This is a genomic window from Chryseobacterium tagetis, from assembly GCF_016735585.2.
GTDB classification, from domain to species: domain Bacteria; phylum Bacteroidota; class Bacteroidia; order Flavobacteriales; family Weeksellaceae; genus Chryseobacterium; species Chryseobacterium tagetis.
Genome location: NZ_JAERSE020000001.1, coordinates 1028628 through 1050736, shown reverse-complemented (window position 1 = coordinate 1050736; position 22109 = coordinate 1028628). Strand labels below are relative to the sequence as shown.

Here is a 22109-nt window from a genome sequence, read left to right as displayed (position 1 = left end):
TTATTAATATAAAAATTATGAAAATACAATACTTAGGACAAAACTGTTTTTTGTTCACTTACAAAGACAAAACAATCTTGAGCGACCCTTTTTACAACTATAAAAAAGCAGAATCGGGTTTTGATATCTCAGCTCATAAAATCGATTATATTTTGCTGACTCATGCGCACGGAGACCATATCGCTGATGTAGCAGAAGTATTACAGTTTCATCCGGAAGCAACAATTATTGCTGTTCCTGAAATCTGTGCATATTTCAAAACAGCAAAAAATAAAGATGATGTAAACTTAGGAGGATCGGCAAAAATCGATGATCTTAAAATTTCTATGGTTCCGGCTCACCATACAAGTTCTTTTCCTGATGGAAGCTACGGAGGCGTTCCTGTAGGATATATTTTCAGACTTCCTGAAGGTAAAAACATTTATTTGGCTGGTGATACAGGAGTAATGGCAGATATGGAACTATTTCCAAGATTATATGGGAATTTAGACCTTTCTATCCTTCCTATTGGGAGTCATTATACAATGTGCCCAAGAAAAGCAGCTTTTGCAGCAGCAGAATTATTAAAAACTCCGAAAGTAATCGGGTGTCACTTTGATACATTCCCTGCCATTGAAATTAATCACGAAAGTGCATTGAAGCATTTTGCTGATAAAAATGTAGAACTTGTTTTACCAAAATTAGGAGAGGAGTTCGAATTTTAAATAAATATTGAAAGGTAATTTGAAAATTAGAATAGCAATGTTAGAAAGTTTAGACATAAAAAAAGATAATCTTCAAATTACCTCTCTTCAACTTAAACCAAAAAAAAATGGCAAGCTACCTAAATCACACCGCTACGACCGATTACCTTTGCTGCGTTCCCACCCTGGAGGATTCTCAGGAGCTGGTTGTTTAGGACTTGCCGTTGCAAAGTTAGGAATATTTTATAAACTTCAAAACATTATTAAAGAAAAAATAGTTGAAGAACACGAGTAATAGAGCTAAATAATTGAAATTTAGAACAATAATTTTTCAACTTTTTTCAAAAAATTTAAATATGACGAAAAGTCCATCAACATTAGGAATTATACTTTTTATCGCTACAATGGTTGTTTTTTTTGTAGTGTATTATTTTTTCTCAGGAATCAATTATTTTGATATTTCACTGAAAGCCAATGCTTTCGTTTTACCTATTTTATATGCAATCACAGCTTTTTGGTCTGTGAAATCCTATTGGAACACCCATAGAGAGGTAAGTTTTAAGGATGCATTCAAAAGAGCATTTGTTCCGATGTTCATTGGAGGAATTCTTTCGGTCTTCAGTATTTATGCATTTTTAAACTTTGTAGATACAGATGCAAAAAAGCTTCTGAATTATCAATATGTAACAAGACAAAAAGCGGAACTTGATGCGGAATACACTTCTGCAAAAAAGATTTTAAAACATCAAAAAGATATTGATGAGCTGGAGGTGAAATATAAAGAAGGTCTTCAGAGATTCAATCCGGAGACTGTAAAAGGGAAAGATATGCTTACGATAAGTCATTTTTCAGGATATTTTGCAGCAATTCTGATATTTTACGTAGTTTTGTCAGTGTTTTTCGGGGCATTTTTCAGAACAAAAACTGTTCATCCCGAAATCGAAAATCAATAATTATTTTATTTAAAAATTAAATGAATTTATCTATAGTTATTCCGTTACTGAACGAAGAAGCTTCTTTGGAAGAACTTTTTTCTAGGATCAATAATGTTTGCCAGTCAAACAATTTATCCTATGAAATTTGGTTTGTAGATGACGGAAGTACAGATTTATCCTGGAGCATCATTGAAAATATGAAGGTTCAGCATCCTCAGATTCACGCCATAAAATTCTCCAAAAATTACGGAAAATCACAGGCATTACATGCCGCTTTTGAAAGAACAAATGGAGATGTAATTATTACAATGGATGCTGATTTACAGGATTTTCCGGAAGAAATTCCGGAATTGTATGCAATGGTTGTTAATGAAAATTATGACATTGTTTCTGGTTGGAAAAAGAAACGTTTTGATAATGTAATGACGAAAAATGTTCCGTCAAAATTATTCAACGCAGCAGCAAGAAAAGTTTCGGGAGTGTATCTTCATGATTTCAATTGCGGATTAAAAGCATACAAAAAACAGGTGGTAAAAACCATTGATGTATACGGAGATATGCACCGTTACATTCCAGTTTTGGCTGCCAATGCGGGTTTCAGAAGAATTACAGAAAAAGAAGTTCAGCATCAGGCGAGACCTTACGGAACTTCAAAATTCGGAACAGAAAGATTTATCAGAGGTTTTCTGGATTTGGTAACACTTTGGTTTGTAAGTCGTTTCGGAGGAAGACCAATGCATTTCTTTGGAGCAGTAGGAACTTTGATGTTTATTGTAGGTTTTCTTTCGGCACTGTGGTTAGGAATTTCAAAATTGATTGACGTTGCCAGAGGAATTTACGGTCATTTAATTACTAATAATCCTTGGTTTTTCATCGCCTTAACAATGATGATTATGGGAACATTGCTTTTCGTAGCAGGATTTTTAGGGGAAATGATTATCAGAACAAACAGAGAGCATAAGAATTATAATATTGATGAAGTAATTTAATTAATTGATGTTTAAAATGAAATTTTTTAAATTATCATTAATTGTTATTGTCTTTTTATTTTTATCTTCATGTAAGTCAAAAAATGTTGTGGGAGCATGGGAGTTTATTGAAGTTTATGAAGGTGTAATCAATAATACCGATACCTTAAAAGCTAAAGAGAATAATTCTAAGAAAGGAACCGGAACTTTAATTTTTAATGATAACCAGACTTTTACATCCATGGATTTGAAAGGTGATTATCGAAAAAAAAAAACGTATTAAAATTAAAATACAATACTGATAAAGACACTGTTGTAATGAATATTTCTTATTTAGATAAAAATTATTTATTATTATCATCATTATCAAAAAAGCCTACAACATGGTTTTATAGGAAAATAAAAAATTAAAAGTGATGTTTTAATTTGAAGAATGAATAAAAAAAGTTGTTTGAACTGTAGTCATTCAATCTCCGGTGAGTTTTGTGCTCATTGCGGACAGAAATCTGACACAGCAAGAATAACGGTACATTCACTCATCAAAAATGATATTCTCGGATCCATTTGGCATGTTGAAGCTAAATTCTTCCATACTTTAAAAAATATTTTGTTCAGACCCGGGACAACGGCGATGAATTATATTTCAGGAAAAAGAATCAGATACAACAATTTTATTTCGTTGTTACTGATTCTTTTTGGTTTTAATGTCTTAAGCTATCACTATTATGCAAAATTGGCTCCTGCAGAAACACTTACAGACGATGTTCTGTATGTAAAAGATTTTTTCTCAAAATATTCTAAAGTAATATTGTTTGTATTGATTCCAATGTTAGGAGCAAACGGTTATTTTCTGTTCAGAAGAATAAAATTGAATATTGCAGAACATTTTATCATAGGAACTGTGAGTCTTTTAGGAATTTTAATCTTATTTTTGCTGAGTGATATGGTAAGTTTGATCGGTTTATGGAAACCTGTTGAAAAAATCTTTACTATCATTGATAAAATCGTATTCGGTCTTTCTATTCTTTTTCCGGCAATTACTTATTGGACTGCTTTTAAAAATTCATACTCAAAACCAGGATTACTCTGGAGAGTATCAGTTCTTTATGTTTTGATGATGGTAGAAAGTTCTGTGATAAGTCTGATTTTATATGAAATATTTTAATTGAATATGAAAAAAATATTGTACACATTCGCTTTGGTTGCTGTCGTTTCTTGTGGGAAAGTTTCTCCAAAAGGAAATATTGAAAGAAAAAATGTGGATGTTCCGGAATTCGTAAATCTGGACCTGGATGGGAAGTTCAGGGTTTTTTATGCAAGAGGATCTAAAAACTTTGTAGAAATAGAAACCTATCCAAATATTGCCAATAATCTTGATGTTGATGTAGAAGATAAAACACTTTCCATTAAAGAAAAAAGAGGAACAAAAGGAGTAGATTTTTATAATGTGACCATTTATTCAAAATATAATCTGGAAAAAGTGGCCATATCGGATTCCGTAGAAATGAATATTTCTAGCGAAATTAAGACTGATAATTTCAGATTAAATTTAAAAAATTATGCTACATTTATGGGTTCTGTAAATACAAGAAGAGCAGAAGTTGAGATGCTGAACAGAAGTAGAGCTAATTTCTTGGGACAAACGAAAAATGCAGTGATAAAGATCTCTGATACAGCAAGTTTGATTGCTCCTTATTGGAAGATAGAAAATCTGAAAATTGATTCTAAAAACGGAAATTATGCAGAAGTTAATGTAAAAGATTCATTAAAAGGCCACGTTCAGAATACGGCAAAGCTTCTGTATTATAATGACCCGATTCGTGCTTTTAAAATAGATAAAGATACACGAGTGGAAAATAAAAAATTAGACTAGAATCTTTCTGTCAATAAGTGAAATGAAGAATCTCTTTTAAAATATAAAAACAGATTTTACGTTTCTTGAAATGGCAAAGCAAAAAATAAATTAAAACTGGAACTTTACAAATAATAAAATACAAATATGACAACATTAGAAAAGGCTAAACTTTGGTTAGCTGATACCTTCGATAAGGAGACAAGAGATGCTGTTCAATCATTAATAGACAGCAATTCTCCAGATCTGGAAGATTCTTTTTACAGAGAATTGGAGTTTGGAACAGGAGGAATGAGAGGGGTTATGGGTGTCGGAACCAATCGTTTAAATAAATACACGTTAGGTCAAGCAACACAGGGACTTGCGAATTATATGTTAAAGCAGTTTGAAGGAGAAGAAATCAAAGTTGCGATTGCTTATGATGTTAGAAATAACTCAAAAGAATTCGGAAAATTGGTAGCAGATGTTTTGACGGCAAACGGAATTAAAGTATTGCTGTTCAAAAATCACAGACCGACTCCGGAATTGTCTTTTACAGTACGAGATAAAAAATGTAATGGAGGAATTGTGTTGACAGCTTCTCACAATCCACCGGAATATAACGGTTACAAAGTATATTGGAATGACGGAGCGCAAATCGTTCCGCCAAATGATGAAGCGATTATCAATGAAGTATATTCTGTAAAATTTGAAGAAATTAAATTTAACGGAAATGATGATTTGATCGAATGGGTAGGTGAAGAGCAGGACGACGTTTATATCGATGCATGTATCGAAAATTCTACCTATCAGGATGTTGGTAAAGGAAATTTAAATATTGTTTTCACATCCATCCACGGAACAACTTATACAACGGTGCCAAAAGCATTAGAAAAAGCAGGTTTCAAAAAAGTAGATTTAGTTAGAGAACAAATGATTCCTAGTGGAAATTTCCCGACAGTAGCTTCTCCAAACCCTGAAGAACCGGCTGCATTGGAAATGGCAATGGATCTTGCTAAAATTACAAACGCAGATATCGTGATCGGAACAGATCCGGATGGTGACAGATTGGGTATTGCAGTTAGAAATCTGGATGGAGAAATTGAATTGTTAAATGGAAACCAAACCAATACAATCCTTACCTATTACATTTTGAATGAATGGCAAAAGCAAGGAAAGATTACAGGAAAAGAATTCATTGGTTCTACGATCGTAACTTCAGATATTTTCTTTGATATTGCCCAAAAATTCGGAGTTGACTGCAAAGTTGGATTAACCGGATTCAAATGGATTGGGAAAATGATTCGTGATTTCGAAGGAAAAGAAAAATTCATTTGTGGAGGAGAAGAAAGTTTCGGATTCATGACCGGAGATTTCGTTCGTGATAAAGATTCTTGCGGAAGTATCCTTTTAGCCTGCGAAATTGCAGCTTGGTGTAAAGCTAACGGAAGAACAATGTACCAATACATGATCGAAATCTATCAGGAATTGGGAATGTACTACGAAGGGTTGATCAACCTTGTAAGAAAGGGAAGAGACGGAGCAGAAGAAATTCAGAATATGATGAAGAATTTCCGTGAAAACCCACCGAAAGAATTGGCAGGTTCATTGGTTGAACAAGTGAAAGACTTTAAAGAACAAACCAATTTCATTGTTTCTGCAAATGAGAAAAAAGTAATGGATGATATTCCAAAATCGAATGTATTGATCTATTACACTCAGGACGGAACGAAAGTTTGTGTAAGACCTTCAGGAACAGAACCAAAGATTAAATTTTATGTATCTGTAAAAGATTCTATTACCTCTGAAGCAGATTTCAGAGAAAAATTAAAATCTTTGGAAGAGAAAATTAACCAGGTAAAAAATGATTTACAACTAACGTAAATAAAGAGTTATAAGTTTTAAATTATGAATTATGAGCTTGTTACTCTTTTTTAAAGTGATTAAAACTTATAATTCATAATTGATAACTCATAATTTTAATAAATATAATTCTAAATTTAAAATAAAGTGAAAGTTTCAAAATTAGCGGCGAACCTGATTGGTTCTGAAATTGTAAAAATTGGTAATGAAGTAAATGATTTAAAGGCAAAAGGAGCGGAGATTGCGAATCTTACGATTGGTGATTTAAATTCTAATATTTATCCGATCCCTGCAAAATTGAAGGAGGAAATTCAGAAAGCTTATCAGAATAATCTGACAAATTATCCGCCTGCAAACGGACTTTTATCTTTAAGAAAAGAAGTTTCTAAAGACTTAAAAACCAGATGGAATCTTGATTATTCACCAAACGATATTTTGATTACGGCAGGTTCAAGACCATTGATCTATGCGGTTTACAAAACAATCGTTGATGAAGGAGATAAAGTAGTGTATCCTACACCATCTTGGAACAATAATCACTATGCTTACCTTACTTCAGCAGATGCTGTAGAAGTGAAGACAACCCCTGAAAATAATTTTCTTCCGACTGCGGATGATTTAAGACCTCATTTATCAGGAGCGGTTTTAGTGGCGCTTTGTTCTCCATTGAACCCAACAGGAACAATGTTCACAAAAGAGCAGCTTTCAGAGATTTGTGAGCTAATTTTAGAAGAAAATAAGAAAAGAGGAGAAGACGAAAAGCCGTTATACTTAATGTATGACCAAATCTATTCTAACCTTACTTTTGGTGCAGAACACGTAGATCCTGTTTCTCTTTTCCCTGAAATGAGAGACTATACAATTTATATTGACGGGATCTCAAAATGCCTTGCTGCGACTGGAGTTCGTGTAGGATGGGGATTCGGTCCGGCTCATATTTTGGATAAAATGAAAGCTCTTCTAACGCACGTTGGAGCTTGGGCACCAAAACCGGAACAGGAAGCTACTGCAAAATATTACGAAAATCCGGAAGAAGTAAATGCTTTCGTTGAAGATTTCAAAGGAAAACTGGAAGCTAGCTTAAAAGTTCTTCACGGTGGAATCCAGGATTTAAAAGGAAAAGGTCTTGCTGTTGACAGTATTGAACCGATGGGAGCACTTTATCTTACAATCAAATTAGATTATATCGGAAAAACTAAACCAGATAGAGCAGTTATCGAGAATTCTTCTGATTTGGTATTCTATTTAATCAATGAGGCAGGAGTGGCTTTGGTTCCTTTCTCTGCTTTCGGAGAAGAGAAATCTGAGCCTTGGTTCAGAGCTTCTGTAGGAGGTTTGGCAACGGATGAGATTTCTGCAATGATGCCGAAATTAGAGAATGCTTTGAATGCTTTGAAATAACTTAAACTATGAAATACTTTAAAGAAAGTATATTTATACTTCTCATAAGTATTATTGTAATTTCATGCAAAAAAGATGATTACGTGCTTTATCCTATCGATAAAGCATGTGATTCTATTACTATAAAGCATACGTATTTTAATAGATATAAATTTTCAAGCAAATACGGAACAGCCGATGCTAAAGTTATTAAAGACAAAGACAGTGTCAAAATTTTAGAACTGGATTTAGGACCAGATAAAAAATTGAATAAACTTATCATAAATAAAAATACATTTGCTGTATATCCCGGTTTGATAGATGGAAATGAATTTGTTGTAAAAAAAATCGGTGATCTTCCAAAGCCTATTTCAGATTCACAATGGGGATTATTAAAAAACTGTCGTTCAAAATTAGAAAGATTTAGAAATTTTGAGTTCGATAAAGGTTCTCAATTATTTAAATTTGATGGTTTAGGATATAATTATGGATTTACATATAAAACAAAAGATTCTATTAATTATCAATTGTTTATGAAGATAATCAAAGCTTCTGATTTTGATAAATTCGATTATGATCCGGATTTTGTTTCTATTGAACTTAAGTTGTTGGCTAATAATATTATAAGAGCTAAATTCAATGGAATAAAACTTAAAAACAAGCCTGAAGTAACTTTTTTCAATAGTGATTCTTCAGATCCTGAAATTGTTTATTTTTTTAAGTATAATAATAAAGATTAATCCTCAATTTAATGAAAATTATCGCAGTTATTCCTGCTCGTTATGAAGCAAGTCGTTTTCCTGCAAAGCTGATGCAGATGTTAGGTGAGAAAACAGTTATTACGACAACCTATCAGAATGTTGTGGAAACAGGTTTATTTGATGAAGTTTTTGTAGCAACAGACTCAGAAATTATTTTTGATGAAATTGTACAAAATGGAGGAAATGCGGTCATGACAGGTCAACACGAAACAGGAAGCGACCGTATTGCAGAAGCGGTACAGAATATTGACTGTGATATTGTGATCAATGTTCAGGGAGATGAACCTTTCCTTAAATTAGAACCTTTACAACAGCTGATTGAAGTTTTTCATAATGATGATAATCAGGAAATCTCTTTAGCTTCATTAAAAATAAAACTGACTGAAAAAGAGGAAATTGAAAACCCTAATAATGTAAAAGTAATTACAGATAATAATGGTTTTGCCTTATATTTCAGTCGTTCTGTTATTCCTTTTCACCGGGAAATTTCTTATAAAGTAGATTATTTTAAACACATAGGAGTGTATGCTTTCAGAAAACATGCTTTGATTCAGTTTTCAAAATTGGAAATGAAACCGCTGGAAATCTCTGAAAAAATAGAATGCATCCGTTATCTTGAATATGGAATGAAAATCAAGCTGATAGAAACCAATTTTATCGGAGTGGGGATCGATACACCGGAAGATCTAGAAAAAGCAAGAAAGTTAATTTGAAAATGTAGTGTTAGAATTGGATTTTCAAATTGCTTCATTTTCAAACTTTCAAATTAAAAAAGCCTTATATTTGAATTTATAAATAAAATTAATGAAGAAGTTACTTTTAGTTTTCGTCCTGGCATTTTCGCATTTCTCTTTGGCTCAGACAGCAAAGGAAATTATAGATAAAAACATTGAATTGTCAGGAGGATTAACGAATTGGAAGTTGTTAAATTCAGTATTACTCCAAGGAAAGGTAATTTTAGGAATCAAAGATGAATATCCGATCAAAATTTATCAGCAGCGTCCTAATCTTACGAAAACGGTTTTAACGATTAATAATAAGGAAACTGCTATTGAAGGCTATGATGGAGTAAAAGGGTATGCGATGAATTATGCAACCAATAAACTTCAGGAATATGCGGATTATAAACCTGAAAGTTTTGATAATGATTTTATAGATTGGGAAAATAAAGGATTTGAAGCAAAATATGCAGGAAAAGAAAAAATCGGGAATATTTATTGCTACAAAGTTGAATTAACTAAAAATGTCAACAAAAACATTTATTATTTTGACAGCAAAACCTATATGTTGCTGAGAGAAATAAAAAAAGAGGAAACATTAGATTATTCTGATTACAGAAAAGTGGGAAATCTTGAGATGCCTTTCAGAATAGAATCTTCGAGTCCTAAAAAAGATGGTGATTATGTGTTGTTATTAAACAAAATAGAAATCAATAAAGTATTTCCGGCCAATATTTTCAAGTTCTAAATAAAATAATAAAAAATGAAAAAGCTCTTTATACTGCTACTTTCCTTTGTAGCATTTTTGAATAGTTGCGCTCAGAAAAAAAGCGAAGTGTCTAAAGCTAAAACCAAAGAACTTATGGGAAAATCAATTTATGATTTTAAAGTTGATGCCTTGGAAGAAGGAAAACAAATCAATTTTGCAGATTTTAAAGGTAAGAAAATCCTTATCGTAAATACAGCTTCAGAATGTGGATTTACTCCGCAATACGCTGATCTTGAAAAAGTATATGAAGAATATAAAGATAAAGTAGTGGTGGTTGGCTTCCCTGCAAATAATTTTGGAGGACAGGAACCTGGAACAAACCATGAAATAGGAGCTTTTTGTCAAAAAAACTATGGAGTAACTTTCCCAATGGCGGCAAAAGTTTCTGTAAAAGGCGATGATACAGCTCCCATCTTTAAATATTTAACAGAAAAAGAATTAAACGGAGTAAAAAATTCAACAATCGCTTGGAACTTTACAAAATTCTTAATTGACGAAAACGGAAAGCTTATCGATTCTTTTGTAAGTTCTACAAAACCAACGGATGAAGCAATTACGAAGTATTTGAAATAAGAAAGATTAATAAATAATTATTTTCAACCCCACTTAACTTGATAAAATTTGGTTAAGTGGGGTTGAAATTTTTATATGAATAAGAGTTTATAAAATTTATTCGGGATTACTCATTACTTTTCTCAGCAAAACAAAAGATATTTCCCAGTTTAATACTAGAGTAGCCGTTGCTTTTTATCTTAGAAGATTTAATCATTGCTTTAGCTAAAATATTGGTAGGTAAAGGCTTTTGACTTTCCAATAAGCCTAATTTATTGGCAAATTTTACAATTCTGCTTCCTAACACTTCTCCGACTCTGTCTGAATCCTTTCTTTCCAGTATTCCGGGTTTGAAAATGGTGATTTTAGTAAAATGAAGCTGTTTTACAGCTTCTTCCAGTTCTCCTTTCATTTTAGAATAAAAGATCTTAGATTTCGGATTGGCTCCGTAAGCCGAGACTAAAATATAATCCTCTACGTTATTTTCTTTGGCAGCTTTTGCAAATTCGTATTGATAATCGTAATCCACTTTTCGCTGAGCCTCTTTACTTCCGGCCGCTTTTAAAGTGGTTCCCAGACAGGAAAAGGCAACATCTCCTGTTACGCTGTTTTTCCATTCCTCAGGTTTTTCAAAATTGACAATATGGACGTTGAGCTTATTGTTTTGAATATCAATTGGTTTTCTGACAAAAACATCTACTGTTTCAAAATCCTTATCATTGAGTAACTGATTGACCAGATCTTTTCCTGTAGCACCTGTAGCGCCGATGACCAAAGCTTTCATAAAATTGTGTTGTTTGTAGTGATGATGTTTCTTTCTTAAATTTACTAAATTTGAAGTAAAGTTTTATAAAAAATCACAAGACTGCTCACAAAATATGGATGCCAACGAAATTTTAGACTATTGCCTTGCCAAAAAAGGAGTGACTGAAAGTTTTCCTTTCGATAATGAAACGCTTGTAATGAAAGTGGGAACGAAAATGTTTTTACTGATGGCTCTAGAAAAACAACCTTTAGGAATCAATGTAAAAACCGATCCGGAATGGAGTGCTGAACTCCGTGAACAATATCCGCAAATCACAGGGGCATTTCACATGAATAAAACACATTGGAACTCCGTAATGGTAGATGGTTTGAAAAGGGATTTGATTTTAAAAATGATCGATCAGTCGTATGATCTGGTATTTAATTCTTTGACCAAAAAAGCAAAAGAAGAGATATTAAATATAATTTAAATCAAAATTATGTGAAATAATTATTATATAATGTATTGATTATTAGTATTTAATTTAATATTCAAAATAATAAATTTTCTATTAAAAGTGACTTTTATTCCTATTTTATTTTTGTGCTTTCTTGTTATTTCTTTTCTTTGAAAAGTTCAAACCAAGTGCACATTACGTTTAAACACAAATTTAACTTTTTAAAAAATTTATTACAATGAAAAAAATTATTTTGATTGCTGGAATTTTTACAGCAAGTTTTATTAGTGCAAATACAGTCACTTCAGTGAAAGAAAGTGATAAAAAATCACAAAACAATAAAGAAGTTGTTTCAAGCAGACAAATTACAAAAACTTCAAATGCCAAAAATAAAAAACAGCGTCAATGTCTCGCTGTTTCTGTAACATGTACAGCCGCATATACTTGTCAGGATTGGACACCTATGCAATGGATATACTGGGCAGAGCAAATTCAGAATAATTATTGTATGATTGATAGTACTTTTAATCCTTAATTATTATTTAATTAAATTGGCTTAGATTAAATATTTAATCTAAAATAATACTACTGACCGTTCAAAAATTATTTTGACAATTTTTTTAAAATTTTTAGTAAAATTAAATAAACAAAAATCTCTCTGTTTATCCATGTAAAAATAAGATTTTTTGAACGGTTTTTCCTAAAGAAAAAAATATGAATTTTACAAAAAAACAATTTTTAAGAATAATATTTTTATTCGTTTTTTCTCTATCGTTTTCTCAGGCAGCTAAAAGTGATTCATTACGGGGAAAATTTACTTATTTACTTCAATACAAACCGAATACGCTGGCTAAGGATTATATTGTTAAAGAACTTTTCTCATTACAGGTAAGTGATAGCCGTGCCTTTTTTATCAGTGAAAATAAATTGAAATTTGATTCTCTTTTTATGGCAAAATATAATGTAGATAAAGGGCACATTGATTTAACCAACATACCGGTGTCAAAATCTAACTTTTTAATTATTCAGACCAACGAGAATTCCCAGTATTATGAGCCAGTTGGAATGACGTTGCTATCTTATAACAGTCCTGTAATTAATAATTGGAAACTTATTAATGAAACCAAGATAATTAATTCTATTGCTTGTAAAAAAGCAGAGGTACGATATAAAGGAAGAGATTGGATCGCATGGTATTCAACCGATATTCCCCTTCCTTACGGTCCTAATAAATTTAGTGGACTTCCCGGTTTAATCGTGAAAATAACAGATAAAACGGGAGATTATGATTTTGAATTGGTAAAATCAGTACCCAATTTGAATTTAAAAGGAAAAGTGGTAAATGTTACAGGGAGGCATTATCAGAATGCTAAGCTAGTTACAAAAAAAGAATTAGTTCAGGCTAGAACGAGTTTTAAAGAAAATGTTAAATTCCAAATGGAAAGCATGGGAACTGTATTTTCTCAAGACCAAAAAGAAAGACAGAGAATAAATGAAAAAGACCAAAAAGGTTACAATCCTATTGAATTAGAAGATTAAAAAACATCGTACAACATCGCAACTTTTTATTTTCTAAGAAAAATTAAAATATACGACCTCTTTTAATGCAATTTAAGAGAGGTTTATTATTGTAAGAAATTTATTTAGAGAATTTTAATTTCTTTAGTTGTGAAATAAGTTTATCGGTTTGATAGGTGAGTTTAATTAAAAGTCTGACTTTCAATATCCAACACCCTGCATAGGAATTCTGTCCCGTTTTTTTATTCTTAGAATGAAAACTCTTCTGTAAGTCTTTTATCTTCGTCAAGCCTTTCAATCAACTTCTCAAGTCCTTCGAATTTGATTTCGTCATGAAGAAAATCTCTGAATTTCACGGTAATTTTTTCATCATAAATATCACCCTCAAAATCAAGGATATAAACTTCAACCGTTAATTTTTCTCCATTCACTGTTGGGTTGGTTCCAATGCTCAGCATACCTTTATATTGTTGGCCTTTTACAAAAACTTCAACAATATAGGCTCCTTTTTTTGGTAAAAGTTTGATAGACTCTGTTGCTATATTGGCGGTTGGGTAACCTATTGTTCTTCCGATCTTTTTCCCGTGAACAACCGTACCGGAAACAGAGTAGGAGTATCCCAACATTTCATTGGCCTCTTTAATGTTTCCTGCTAAAAGTGCATTTCGAACTTTGGTAGAACTGATATTATTTTCATGAATATTGATCGCTTCCATTTGTTCTACTTCAAAATCAAGTTCTTTTGACAGTCTTTGAAGCAATTCAAAGTTTCCGCTTTTATTTTTCCCGAAAGAATGATCGTAACCAATGATAAGATATTTTACATTTAACTTATCAATTAAAATTTGACGAACAAATTCTTCACCCGTTAAGTTTCTGAATTCTTCATCAAATTCCTTTAAAAATAAATTTTCAATAGAATATTTTTCCATTAAAAACTTCTTTTCTTCCAATGTATTCAGAAGTTTAAGATCTTCATTTGGATTAAAAACAAATCTCGGATGTGGCCAAAAAGTAAGGACAGCAGTTTCTAAATTGTTCTCTGTACCTACCTTAATCAACTCATCTATAATACTTTTATGACCAAGATGCACCCCGTCAAACATTCCTAAAGATAATGCTAAAGGTTTTTGAGAAGTATACTCTGTGAAATTTTTGAAAGCTTTCAAAAGGGAAAAATTTTGACTGCAAATATAAAGCCTTTAAAATTATTTGCTATTATATGGCAAGAGTTATTTTCAAGTTATGATTTTTATGATATCTATTATTCAAATCCGGCTCAGAGTTTTTATACTTTATATAATCTTTGTATATTGTAATTTTACGAAAGGTTTTGTAAAAAAAATAAATAATAAAATCCAAATTTTAGATTCTCTCAAAAGTATGATAAAAATCTCTTTTTTACCAATTGTGAGTTTATGAAGAATCATTATATTTGCACCAAGAAAAAATTTAGCAATGGCAAACCAAATTAAAGGTAAAATTTCTCAAATTATTGGTCCGGTAATCGACGTTGTCTTCAGTGATGTGGAATCAGTTCCAGCTATCTATGACGCGTTAGAAATTACAAAAGAAAACGGTGAAAAAGTAGTTTTAGAGGTAGAACAACATATTGGCGAAGATACAGTAAGATGTATCGCAATGGACGCTACTGACGGTCTTAAAAGAGGGCAAGACGTAATTGGATACGGAAATCCTATTATGATGCCAATCGGAGAGGCTGTAAACGGAAGACTATTCAACGTTGTTGGTGATGCTATCGACGGACTTCAAAATATTTCTAATGAAGGTGGTCTGCCAATTCACAGACCAGCTCCAAAATTTGATCAACTTTCAACTTCTGCAGAAGTTTTATTTACAGGTATTAAAGTAATCGACTTAGTTGAGCCTTACGCAAAAGGAGGTAAAATTGGTTTGTTCGGTGGTGCAGGTGTAGGTAAAACAGTATTGATTCAGGAGTTGATTAACAATATTGCAAAAGGACACGGAGGTCTTTCTGTTTTTGCCGGAGTAGGTGAAAGAACGAGAGAAGGAAATGACCTTTTGAGAGAGATGCTAGAATCAGGTATTATTAAATACGGTGATGATTTCATGCACTCTATGGAAAACGGAGGTTGGGATCTTTCTAAAGTAGATTTAGAAGCTATGAAAGATTCAAAAGCTGCATTCGTTTTCGGACAGATGAACGAGCCACCTGGTGCAAGAGCTAGAGTAGCACTTTCTGGTCTTACATTAGCTGAGTACTACAGAGACGGTGGAGAAAGCGGGCAAGGTAGAGACGTACTTTTCTTCGTAGACAACATCTTCCGTTTTACACAGGCTGGTTCTGAGGTATCTGCACTTCTTGGTCGTATGCCATCTGCGGTAGGTTATCAACCGACACTTGCTTCTGAAATGGGTGCGATGCAGGAAAGAATTACTTCAACTAAAAACGGTTCAATTACTTCAGTACAAGCGGTTTACGTACCTGCGGATGACTTAACTGACCCGGCTCCTGCAACTACGTTTGCTCACTTGGATGCAACCACAGTATTAGATAGAAAGATTGCTTCATTAGGTATTTACCCAGCGGTAGATCCTCTTTCTTCTACTTCTAGAATCCTGAATCCTGAAATTTTAGGAAACGATCACTACAACTGTGCTCAGAGAGTAAAAGAAATTCTTCAGAGATACAAAGCTCTTCAGGATATCATCGCAATCCTTGGTATGGAAGAACTTTCTGAAGAAGATAAAGCAATTGTTTACCGTGCAAGAAAAGTTCAGAGATTCTTATCTCAGCCTTTCCACGTAGCAGAACAGTTTACAGGTATTCCGGGATCATTGGTAGATATCAAAGATACCATCAAAGGATTCAACATGATTATGGATGGTGAATTAGATCACTTACCGGAAGCTGCTTTCAACTTGAAAGGAACGATCGAGGAAGCTATCGAAGCTGGACAGAAAATGTTAGCGGATAACGCTTAATAAATTAGACATAAAGATAGCAGATACTAGACATGAGACTTTTAAGTTGTCTGAAATCTGAAATCTGAAATCTTCAAATCTAAATTAAAATGAATATAAAAATTTTAACACCAGAATACGTAGTTTTTGAAGGAGAAGTAAACTCAGTATTGTTGCCTGGAAAAAATGGTGAGTTTCACATCATGAAAAACCACGCAGGAATTGTTTCTTCATTAATTGGTGGTAAAGTAAAATTGTATGCAAACTCTATTGATGAAGCATATGCAAAAAACTTTACAAAAGAAAGCGATAAAGATTCTGTTTTTTCTTACACAATCAAAAGCGGTGTTGTAGAATTTAATCATGATAAAGGAATCATCCTTTGTGAATAATTAAATGAAAAGCTAAATATATTTTCAAGAAAGTGTAACTTTGGTTACACTTTTTTTATTTCATGTAAAAATCTGATTTTATGAAAAGAAGTTTAATCATTTTATTTACAATTCTGGGATTTTTATTAAAAGCTCAGGAAATTAAGACCAAAAGAGGAATTGTCAGTATCGACGGAGTACATGTGGCGAAGGTTTCAAATAAATCTAATGAATATACTTTTTTGGATCTGAAAGAGACTCCCATTTATACGATAGAATTTATAGATAAAAGTGTAGTAGATTCTGTAAGAGACAGTTACATTAAATTAAACAGGGTTTATAACCGGGATAAAACATTAGAACTCGATTATATTTCTCCATCTGCATTTTCGGGTGAAGAAAGATCAGCGGTATATACTTCTATTAAAGGATTAAAACTTATTGATAATAAGGGTATTAATGTTAAAAACCTTGATGAGTTATTCAATAATTCACCTAAAAGAAAGCTCGATACCAAAACAAAGGATGCTTATACCACAAGAAGCAAAATTGATAAGCTGAATATTACCGTAAATAGCGTAGGGGAAATTTTAAGTAACGGTAAACCAGTAGGTTACTTTACTAATTTGCCAGTAAGTTTTGGTTCAGACGATACCATTTCAGAGAAAACTTTTGTAGATATTGAGATCTATGATGCCAATAGTAAATACATCGGAAAATATATTACCACTACAAAACAGATCAAAACTGCCGGTGGGAAAATTTTTACGCTTTATAGAGAAATGTCCGGTCGGGCCTCAATCTTAAAATTTCCAACTTACAAAGCAATTGCTGAACGAATGGCAATTTTAGATCCTAGCTTTATTAAAAATCAGGATAAGATAATTGTTGGTGAAGTGAAAAAAGATGGCGTTGAAAAATAAAATTATCTTTGTTTAAATAAAAAAATCCTGAAAATAATCTTTCAGGATTTTTAATTTTATATGATTTAGTAGTTTTAAGCTCAGAAAATTAAAAACATTATAAACTCAAAATCACTCCGTTTTCTTTCAATTGCTGTATCGGTTTTGAGAACCAGAATAATTCAAAATCTTCGAAATTTTCTTCAAAATTGGTTTTAAGTTGTTGAAGTGTAATATTTTTCGATATTTCTATAGCATTTTCTTTAAGGGTTTTTACCAGCCATCCTGCTTGGTTTTGTTCCAAATCTATAGAAACAACATTCGTTTTTAAGTGGAATGTAAGTTGCGTGTACGGGTATTGGTATTTCTTTTTTGTTTTTACGCGATTCTCAGCGATTACGTTTTTCGTTAAAAAAACAATTTTTGAGTTTCCTTTAAATTTAAAATTATGATCTTCCAATAAACAGTCATGAATATGATCTGGGTGAACCGTTGTTTTCGGAATTTTAAAATCAAACCATTCCTGAAGGGGAAGCTCAAAATTAATTCCGTGCATATAATTGAACAAAGATTTTTTTAACCCAAAACTAAATTTGCCATGATCGATTCCGGTTTTGTCTGTAAAATCAATATCATTGTTGGCAAACAAAATTTCCTGTTTGATAGGTGTCACTCCAAATTCTTCAGGATTTAATCCGACAGGTGAATGAGCGGTCATGGCGAATTGATGCCAAAATCCACTCTGAAGAATTCCCATTTCAAATAACTGACGCACCATTTCCAAAGAATCAACGGTTTCCTGAATGGTCTGAGTAGGGTAGCCATACATCAGATAAGCATGAATCATAATCCCTGCTTCTGTAAAATTTCTTGTTACCTGAGCAACCTTTTCTACGGATATTCCTTTGTCAATTAATTTTAGCAATCTGTCACTTGCCACTTCAAGACCGCCGGAAACAGCAACGCATCCTGAAAGTTTTAATAAGAAACATAGGTCGCGGGTAAAACTTTTTTCGAAACGAATATTGGTCCACCACGTTACCACCAGATTTCTTCGTAAAATTTCTAAAGCAACTTCTCTCATCAAAGCGGGTGGAGCAGCTTCATCCACAAAATGGAATCCAGTTTCACCTGTCGTCTGGATCAACTCTTCCATTCGGTCAACTAAAATTTTTGCTGAAATAGGCTCGTAAATTTTTATGTAATCTAAAGAAATATCACAGAAAGTACATTTTCCCCAATAGCAACCATGAGCCATCGTCAGTTTATTCCATCTTCCGTCGCTCCATAAGCTGTGCATCGGATTAGCAATTTCTATAACTGAAATATATTTATCTAATTGTAAATCAGTATAATCGGGAGTTCCGATTTCTGATTGTTTATAGTCGTGTCTTTTTGAATTATTTTTGTAAGTAACTTCTTGATTTTCAATTAAAAAAGTTCTTTTGTACTGAGATTTTTCACTTTGCTCAGGTTGAGAAATGTTTTCGTAAAGTAATTCAAGAGGAACTTCGCCATCATCTAAAGTGATAAAATCAAAAAACTCAAAAACTCTTTTGTCTTTGACTTCCCGCAATTCGGTATTGGGAAAACCTCCACCCATTGCAATTTTTGTATTGGGATAATTCTCTTTGATAAACTTGGCAGCTCGAAAAGCTGAGTATAAGTTTCCAGGAAAGGGAATGGAGAAACAAACCAATTTCGGTTGAGTTAATTCTAATTTTTCCTTAAGAATTTTTAGCGTAAAATCATCAATAAATGTTTGATGATCTGATAGTTTTGAATATAATTCATCAAAAGAATTGGCACTTTTTCCTAATCTTTCTGCATATCTGCTGAACCCAAAATCAGAATCAACATTTTCGACAATATAATCGGACAGATCTTCTAAATATAAGGTAGCCAAATGTTTAGCTTTATCCTGAAGACCCATATTTCCGAAGGCGAATTCCATATCATCAAGCTGATTAAATCTGGAAGCTTCAGGCAAGAAGTTCATAGAGCAAATCTGTCTTGCCAAAGTCGGAGTTTTACCTTGTAAAAAGGAAATGACCTGATCGATGGTTTTTAAATATTCATTTCTTAACGCAAAAATTCTTTGTGAATTTTCTGAAACGGTCTCAGCATCAATTTCTTTGTCAAAAATTTTCTGAATTCCGTCTTTTGAAAATAAACTTAAAATAACTTCGATCCCCAAATCAATCTGATAGCTTGAAATATTTTTGGTGTTTAAAAAACCTTTAATATAAGCTGTCGCAGGATAAGGAGTATTAAGCTGGGTAAAAGGCGGAGTGATGAGAAGCAGATCTTTCAAGAGAAAATTTTTACAAATTTATTTTAAATAATTGAATTTTTATGGATGGTGTATTTTGAATAATATTCTTTTATTTTTCAATTTTAATTGATTTCTTATTGTCCGAAATAACGTTCAATATAACTCCGGTTAAAATTAAAATGATTCCTAAGAACAGATTAAAAGTAAACTTTTCATGAAACATTGAAACACTAATCAGTACAGCAACTACCGGTTCCAATGCTCCTAAAATTGCTGCCGGAGTTGAACCAATATCTTTAATTGCATAGACCAGACACAAACTTGAAATAACTGTTGTAAGGAAAGCGAAAATTAAAAAATTGAAAAAAGTGTGTGTTGACGGAATGAGAAAAGATTCATTTCCCATCAATGCCTTTGTCATAAAAAAACCGGAAGTAAACAGCATGGAATAAAATGAAAGTTTAAATCCTGAAGCCTGTATATTGGATTTGTTTACGATGACAATATACAATGCATAAAATAGGGAACTTAGCATCACAATTCCTAAACCCAGATAATTGATTTCTAAACTGTTTCCTTTTAAACAAAGTATAATAACTCCTGCAAAAGCCAAGAGTAATGATCCTATGGAAAGCTTTGTCAGTTTCTCTTTATAAAAGAAAAACATGATGAGGGCTACAATAACCGGATAGATAAACAGAACGGTTGATGCAATTCCTGGGGTAAGATAATCATATCCTAAAAATAAAAATTCTGAGGAAAGGGCATAGCAAATTCCGAGAACAGCAAATATCAATAATTCTTTTTTGCTGATCAGAAAGCTTTCTTTGGAATACAATAAATAACCTCCAATCATTAAAGCCGAAAACAGGAATCTATAGAATAAAGTAATATCTAAAGAAAAGTGAGCATGCTTAATAGGTAAAATAAAAATAGGAAGCAATCCGTAAGAAATTGCAGATGTAATCCCCAAAACATAACCTCTCAGCTTCATTAATTATTTATTGTATAAATTTAGTTTTATAGAATATTATTTATAAAAAACCACTGAGTGAATTTCAGTGGTTTTTTTATTTTTTATTATTAAATCGGTTTGAAATTTAAACCTTGTTCTTCTAATAATTTTTGTTCCTGCTCTTTATAGTAACCACTTACTAATTTGTCGTGAATGGCTTCAAATGCTGCAAGAGTTTCATTAATTTCTGCATCGGTATGAGATGCTGTTGGAATTAATCTTAGTAGAATCATTCCTTTAGGAATTACAGGGTAAACCACTACAGATGTGAAGATTCCGTATTTCTCTCTCAAGTCTTTTACCAATAGAGTAGCTTCTACCGGAGTTCCCTGCATCATAACCGGAGTTACACAAGTATTGGTATCTCCAATATTGAACCCTCTTTCTTTAAGACCGCTTTGCAGTTTATTTACATTTTCCCAAAGTTTTGCTTTGATCTCTGGTCTTGTTCTTAAAAGCTCTAATCTTTTTAACCCTCCGATTACCATTGGCATCGTTAAAGATTTAGCGAAAATTTGAGATCTTAAATTAAATTTCAGATATCTGATGATTTCTTTGTCTCCTGCAAGGAAAGCTCCGAAACCAGCCATAGATTTAGCAAAAGTTGAGAAGTAAACATCAATCTGATCCTGACAACCTTGCTCTTCTCCAGCTCCGGCTCCTGTTTTACCCAGTGTTCCGAAACCATGTGCATCATCTACTAAAAGTCTGAATTGGTATTTTGATTTTAGTTCACAGATTTCTTTAAGTTTACCTTGTTGTCCTCTCATTCCGAAAACTCCTTCTGTGATAACAAGAATTCCTCCTCCTGTTTCCTGAGCTACTTTTGTTGCTCTCTGAAGGTTTTTTTCTAAACTTTCAATATTATTGTGCTTGTAAGTAAATCTTTTACCCGCGTGAAGTCTTACTCCGTCTACGATACAAGCGTGGGAATCCACATCATAAACGATTACGTCATTTCTTCCTACCAAAGCATCAATGGTAGAAACCATTCCCTGGTAACCAAAATTTAAAAGATAAGCAGATTCTTTCTGAACAAAATCAGCCAATTCTCTTTCCAGCTGTAAGTGTTGTTCTGTTTCTCCCGACATTGCTCTTGCTCCCATAGGATAGAACATTCCGAATTCTGCAGCAGCTTTTGCATCCGCTTCTAAAACTTCCGGGTGATTACACATTCCTAAGTAATCATTTGCACTCCAGAAAATTACTTCTCTTCCTTGGAACTGCATTCTAGGACCGATAGGACCTTCTAATCTAGGGAAAATAAAATAACCTTCTCCGTAGTCTGCAAATTGTCCAAGAGGTCCTGGATTTTCTTTTATTCTTTCAAAAATATCCAACATTTTATTAGTAATTTTTAAGTAAAAAAGCCTTTTGAGATCTACAAAAAAGGCTTGATTTGTATAATAAATTTATTTC

At 32.6% G+C, this 22109-nt stretch carries 23 protein-coding genes and 1 other RNA gene; 18 read left to right on the top strand and 6 right to left on the bottom strand.

What is annotated here, in order from left to right; all coding sequences use genetic code 11:
- The first annotated feature begins 17 nt into the window (after positions 1-17).
- Positions 18-704, top strand: coding sequence for a metal-dependent hydrolase (locus JI747_RS04685; protein WP_225686621.1), 687 nt, complete (start codon positions 18-20; stop codon positions 702-704).
- 105 nt (positions 705-809) lie between these two features.
- On the opposite strand, the gene ffs is transcribed toward JI747_RS04685, so the two are convergent.
- Positions 810-907: signal recognition particle sRNA small type (gene ffs, locus JI747_RS04680), an RNA gene on the bottom strand.
- A gap of 132 nt (positions 908-1039) precedes the next feature.
- Here ffs and JI747_RS04675 point away from each other — a divergent pair.
- From JI747_RS04675 to JI747_RS04625, 11 genes are all read left to right on the top strand, one after another.
- Positions 1040-1636, top strand: coding sequence for a DUF4199 domain-containing protein (locus JI747_RS04675; RefSeq protein ID WP_225686619.1), 597 nt, complete (start codon positions 1040-1042; stop codon positions 1634-1636).
- A 20-nt stretch (positions 1637-1656) separates the two neighbouring features.
- Complete coding sequence (locus JI747_RS04670; protein ID WP_225686617.1) at positions 1657-2607, top strand: glycosyltransferase family 2 protein; 951 nt, start codon at positions 1657-1659, stop codon at positions 2605-2607.
- A 16-nt stretch (positions 2608-2623) separates the two neighbouring features.
- Positions 2624-2869: a hypothetical protein gene (locus tag JI747_RS04665; protein WP_225686615.1), complete on the top strand. Its 246-nt coding sequence runs from the start codon at positions 2624-2626 to the stop codon at positions 2867-2869.
- Between the two features lie 150 nt (positions 2870-3019).
- The gene (locus JI747_RS04660) at positions 3020-3751 is read left to right on the top strand and encodes a DUF3667 domain-containing protein (protein ID WP_225686613.1); all 732 of its coding nucleotides are present in this window, start codon (positions 3020-3022) and stop codon (positions 3749-3751) included.
- 6 nt (positions 3752-3757) lie between these two features.
- Positions 3758-4459, top strand: a complete 702-nt coding sequence (locus JI747_RS04655) for a GIN domain-containing protein (protein WP_225686611.1) — start codon at positions 3758-3760, stop codon at positions 4457-4459.
- A 126-nt stretch (positions 4460-4585) separates the two neighbouring features.
- Entirely contained in the window at positions 4586-6301 is a 1716-nt protein-coding gene (locus tag JI747_RS04650) for a phospho-sugar mutase (RefSeq protein ID WP_225686609.1), read from the top strand.
- 126 nt (positions 6302-6427) lie between these two features.
- Positions 6428-7681, top strand: coding sequence for a pyridoxal phosphate-dependent aminotransferase (locus JI747_RS04645; RefSeq protein ID WP_225686607.1), 1254 nt, complete (start codon positions 6428-6430; stop codon positions 7679-7681).
- An 8-nt stretch (positions 7682-7689) separates the two neighbouring features.
- Positions 7690-8400 (top strand): hypothetical protein, encoded by a 711-nt coding sequence (locus tag JI747_RS04640; RefSeq protein ID WP_225686606.1) that lies wholly within the window; start codon positions 7690-7692, stop codon positions 8398-8400.
- A gap of 11 nt (positions 8401-8411) precedes the next feature.
- On the top strand, positions 8412-9134 hold the full coding sequence (gene kdsB / locus JI747_RS04635; protein ID WP_225686605.1) for a 3-deoxy-manno-octulosonate cytidylyltransferase: 723 nt from the start codon (positions 8412-8414) through the stop codon (positions 9132-9134).
- A 91-nt stretch (positions 9135-9225) separates the two neighbouring features.
- Positions 9226-9888 (top strand): outer membrane lipoprotein-sorting protein, encoded by a 663-nt coding sequence (locus tag JI747_RS04630; RefSeq protein WP_225686604.1) that lies wholly within the window; start codon positions 9226-9228, stop codon positions 9886-9888.
- A gap of 15 nt (positions 9889-9903) precedes the next feature.
- Positions 9904-10482 (top strand): glutathione peroxidase, encoded by a 579-nt coding sequence (locus tag JI747_RS04625; RefSeq protein WP_039372297.1) that lies wholly within the window; start codon positions 9904-9906, stop codon positions 10480-10482.
- A 106-nt stretch (positions 10483-10588) separates the two neighbouring features.
- Here the strand turns inward: JI747_RS04625 and JI747_RS04620 are convergent, their stop codons facing one another.
- Positions 10589-11245 (bottom strand): NAD(P)H-binding protein, encoded by a 657-nt coding sequence (locus JI747_RS04620; protein ID WP_225686603.1) that lies wholly within the window; start codon positions 11243-11245, stop codon positions 10589-10591.
- Between the two features lie 94 nt (positions 11246-11339).
- Between JI747_RS04620 and JI747_RS04615 the strand changes: the two genes are divergently transcribed.
- The 3 genes from JI747_RS04615 (at position 11340) to JI747_RS04605 (ending at position 13202) form a co-directional block, all read left to right on the top strand.
- On the top strand, positions 11340-11696 hold the full coding sequence (locus tag JI747_RS04615; RefSeq protein WP_225686602.1) for an MmcQ/YjbR family DNA-binding protein: 357 nt from the start codon (positions 11340-11342) through the stop codon (positions 11694-11696).
- A gap of 205 nt (positions 11697-11901) precedes the next feature.
- Positions 11902-12198, top strand: a complete 297-nt coding sequence (locus tag JI747_RS04610) for a hypothetical protein (RefSeq protein WP_225686601.1) — start codon at positions 11902-11904, stop codon at positions 12196-12198.
- Between the two features lie 179 nt (positions 12199-12377).
- Positions 12378-13202 (top strand): GLPGLI family protein, encoded by an 825-nt coding sequence (locus tag JI747_RS04605; RefSeq protein ID WP_225686599.1) that lies wholly within the window; start codon positions 12378-12380, stop codon positions 13200-13202.
- 227 nt (positions 13203-13429) lie between these two features.
- Here JI747_RS04605 and JI747_RS04600 read toward each other — a convergent pair whose 3' ends face one another.
- On the bottom strand, positions 13430-14350 hold the full coding sequence (locus tag JI747_RS04600) for a bifunctional riboflavin kinase/FAD synthetase (RefSeq protein ID WP_225686598.1): 921 nt from the start codon (positions 14348-14350) through the stop codon (positions 13430-13432).
- A 289-nt stretch (positions 14351-14639) separates the two neighbouring features.
- Here JI747_RS04600 and atpD point away from each other — a divergent pair, with 289 nt between their 5' ends.
- From atpD to JI747_RS04585, 3 genes are all read left to right on the top strand, one after another.
- Entirely contained in the window at positions 14640-16148 is a 1509-nt protein-coding gene (gene atpD, locus JI747_RS04595; RefSeq protein ID WP_225686597.1) for a F0F1 ATP synthase subunit beta, read from the top strand.
- An 89-nt stretch (positions 16149-16237) separates the two neighbouring features.
- The gene (locus JI747_RS04590; protein ID WP_225686596.1) at positions 16238-16519 is read left to right on the top strand and encodes a FoF1 ATP synthase subunit delta/epsilon; all 282 of its coding nucleotides are present in this window, start codon (positions 16238-16240) and stop codon (positions 16517-16519) included.
- Positions 16520-16599: 80 nt separating this feature from the next.
- Positions 16600-17421 carry a hypothetical protein gene (locus tag JI747_RS04585; RefSeq protein ID WP_225686595.1) on the top strand — a complete coding sequence of 274 codons (822 nt, stop codon included), beginning with the start codon at positions 16600-16602 and terminating at the stop codon, positions 17419-17421.
- Between the two features lie 97 nt (positions 17422-17518).
- Here JI747_RS04585 and JI747_RS04580 read toward each other — a convergent pair whose 3' ends face one another.
- From JI747_RS04580 to JI747_RS04570, 3 genes are all read right to left on the bottom strand, one after another.
- Positions 17519-19714 (bottom strand): B12-binding domain-containing radical SAM protein, encoded by a 2196-nt coding sequence (locus tag JI747_RS04580; RefSeq protein ID WP_225686594.1) that lies wholly within the window; start codon positions 19712-19714, stop codon positions 17519-17521.
- A 70-nt stretch (positions 19715-19784) separates the two neighbouring features.
- Positions 19785-20669, bottom strand: a complete 885-nt coding sequence (locus tag JI747_RS04575) for a DMT family transporter (protein WP_225686593.1) — start codon at positions 20667-20669, stop codon at positions 19785-19787.
- A gap of 89 nt (positions 20670-20758) precedes the next feature.
- Positions 20759-22030: an aminotransferase class I/II-fold pyridoxal phosphate-dependent enzyme gene (locus JI747_RS04570; RefSeq protein WP_225686795.1), complete on the bottom strand. Its 1272-nt coding sequence runs from the start codon at positions 22028-22030 to the stop codon at positions 20759-20761.
- Positions 22031-22109: the final 79 nt, after the last annotated feature.